The following is a 579-nucleotide window of genomic DNA, read 5'->3' as shown; positions in this document are numbered from 1 at the left end:
CGCCAGGTCCAGGCCGTCGGCCTCCCGCAGTTGCGCGGCGCCGATATTGGCCAGCAAGGGAATGTCTGGCGCCAGGCGGCGCAGCGCGCGCGTTAGCCCCTGGGAGTTGCGGGATTGCAGGCTCACACGCTGCGAACCGCACATGGCGATCCCCAAGGCTTGCGCTGCCTCGCTCAAATGCCGGTTGATGGCCTCGGCCCGTGGCATGCCGCCGGCCATAGAGCTGATCAGCAGCGGCGCGCGCATAGCCTTGCCCAGCAGCGAGGCGCGCAGGTCGATCTGCGTCAGGTCCAACTCGGGCAGTGCGCAGTGTTCGAGATGGATGTACTCCCAGCCAGCGGCCACCGTGGCCGGCGCCGTTCGCCGATCCAGCACGATGTCCAGATGTTCGTCCTTCCCCGGCTCAGGGCGGTGTCGCTCATGCTCGCTCCATCCGTAGCAGCGGGCGACGGCGTTGCGTCGGATCGAACCGACGGCAGCGCGCCCAAGCCGCCGCCTCCGGCGCGTCCAGGCCGACGCACGCTGGCCTCCCCCTGCAGCGTCGCTGCGATAGCGGCTGGTCGAAGTCTGGTAGTACTG

Annotated in this window: 1 pseudogene; it reads right to left on the bottom strand. The window is 69.3% G+C overall.

The window, feature by feature from the left end:
* A pseudogene (locus EN994_RS34435) lies at positions 1–465 on the bottom strand (alpha-hydroxy-acid oxidizing protein); the annotation flags it as partial.
* Positions 466–579 lie beyond the last annotated feature (114 nt).

This window comes from Mesorhizobium sp. M7A.F.Ca.CA.002.09.1.1 (genome assembly GCF_003998555.1).
GTDB lineage: Bacteria > Pseudomonadota > Alphaproteobacteria > Rhizobiales > Rhizobiaceae > Mesorhizobium > Mesorhizobium ciceri.
Note: the sequence above shows the minus strand (reverse complement) of the source record. Positions and strands in the feature narration are given on the sequence as shown.